This is a genomic window from Corynebacterium sp. CCUG 69979, assembly GCF_024454095.1.
Taxonomy (GTDB): domain Bacteria; phylum Actinomycetota; class Actinomycetes; order Mycobacteriales; family Mycobacteriaceae; genus Corynebacterium; species Corynebacterium genitalium.
Map to the genome: position 1 here is coordinate 1 of NZ_JAGPZA010000037.1, position 1,896 is coordinate 1,896.

The following is a 1,896-nucleotide window of genomic DNA, read 5'->3' on the forward strand; positions in this document are numbered from 1 at the left end:
ACCTTATTCAAGCCCGATTTACACAGCCTGATCAGCAGATACACTGAAAATCAGACACACATTCTGCTACTTAACCCTACAAAAGGCTGGGTGCGGAATGCGCGCAAAGAAAAACAGGCCGGGAGCAACTCCCAGCCTGTCGTAGTGTGCGCCACCAGGGACTCGAACCCCGAACCCGCTGATTAAGAGTCAGCTGCTCTGCCAGTTGAGCTAGTGGCGCGTTGGCCGTTACGGCAACGAAGAGAAAATATAGCAGTTAGGTCTGCGCAGAGTGAAATCGCCAGGTCACTGCCGAAAAGCGGGGAGGTGGTGGAAAGGGTGAGGGAGCCCTGTTTTCGCTGGCCGTTGAACAGAGGGTAACGGTGCGATAACGCGACGGTACACGGTTAATATCAGCTTGGTGGCAGGTTGGTGGAAGGCCCGTGATGCAACTGGAATTCGTGTGTCGGCCACCTATATTGTGAGTAGTTGTTGCGACGGGGCCTTGTGAGTGCATGGCACCTGTTTGGGACTTGAATAAGGGTTGTGTGTTTCGAGGATGAGTAAGAGCTGGGGTTCGCGTTTTAAGCGCGTGGCAGCTGCAGGCGTGGCATTGATCATCGCGGGTTCGGCGCTGGCGGCGTGCACCATCGAGCAGGATGGGAACGCAGCGGAGAATTCAGAGGCGACAGAGACGACGGAAGAGGTCAAGGATGACCCCGCAGAGATCTCTGTCGAAGACGGTGCCGAGGACGTGGAACCGGTTGTCCCAGTCACCGTGACCGCCCCCGCCGGTCTTGAGAAGGTCACCATGACCAACGAAGACGGCAAAGAGGTTGAAGCCGAGCTCAACGACGACAAGACGGAGTGGACCACGGCAGAGCCGCTGGGGTACAGCCGCGAGTACACCGTCGAAGCCACCACGGAATCCGGCAAGACCTCGACGGCGACGTTTTCGACGGTGACTCCGTCGGCGCAGTCGACCGCTTCCCTGAGCCCGCAGGAAGGCGAAGAGGTTGGCGTCGGCCAGGCGATCTCGTTCTACTTCGACATCGCTCCTAGCGACAAGCAGGCCGTTGAGGACGCGATCACTGTCGAAACATCCAATGACACCGAGGGTGGATTCATCTGGCTGGACGCCAACCAGCTGCGCTGGCGCCCGGTGGAGTACTGGGAGCCCGGCACCGAGGTGACCGTCAAGGCAGATTTCTACGGCCGCGACTTGGGCGACGGCATCTATGGCGCTGAGGACACAGAGACCTCTTTCACCGTCGGCGATGAGTTCCGCACGGTGGTGAACAACTACGGCAAGACGCTGACCGTGTTCAAGAACAGCGAAGAGATCAAGTCGTTCCCGGTCTCCCTCGGTGAGGACGGGGCATTTGATACCCCGAACGGCACCTATGTCGTGGGCGACCAGCACGACCACTTGGTCATGGATTCCCGCACGTACGGCCTGGCCCTGGAAAACGGTGGTTACGTCACCCCGGTTGACTACGCGACGCAGCTGTCCTACTCGGGCATCTACGTTCACTCCGCGCCGTGGGCAATCTGGGCGCTGGGTAAGCACAACCAGTCGCACGGCTGCATCAACGCGCGCCCTGACGATGCCCTGTGGTTTTTGCAAAACACCAAGCGCGGCGACCCGGTGGAAATCATTAACACCGGCGGCGAAACGCTGAGCCCGTACGACGGCCTGGGCTACTGGAACATCGAGCTTGAGCCGGGCCAATCCGTCAAGGCAGGCGAGGACTTCTAACCGCGAAGCAGAGGCCATCGTTAAAGGCCCTGTCCATTCCCTCGTGAGGGCGGACAGGGCCTTTCGCGTTGGGGTGGCTGACGGTGTCTGAAGTCATGACATAGTTGACACGGCGTGCCTGGGACAGCATTCCTGATGGTTGACAGGTCAGTCGCGAC

At 59.4% G+C, this 1,896-nt stretch carries 1 protein-coding gene and 1 tRNA gene; one reads left to right on the forward strand and one right to left on the reverse strand.

Annotation, left to right across the window (positions count from 1 at the left end):
• Positions 1-147: 147 nt before the first annotated feature.
• Positions 148-220: transfer RNA gene (locus tag KBX18_RS11675), tRNA-Lys, on the reverse strand.
• 318 nt (positions 221-538) lie between these two features.
• On the opposite strand from KBX18_RS11675, the gene KBX18_RS11680 reads away from it, so the two are divergent.
• Positions 539-1,738 carry an Ig-like domain-containing protein gene (locus KBX18_RS11680; protein WP_255996266.1) on the forward strand — a complete coding sequence of 400 codons (1,200 nt, stop codon included), beginning with the start codon at positions 539-541 and terminating at the stop codon, positions 1,736-1,738.
• Positions 1,739-1,896 lie beyond the last annotated feature (158 nt).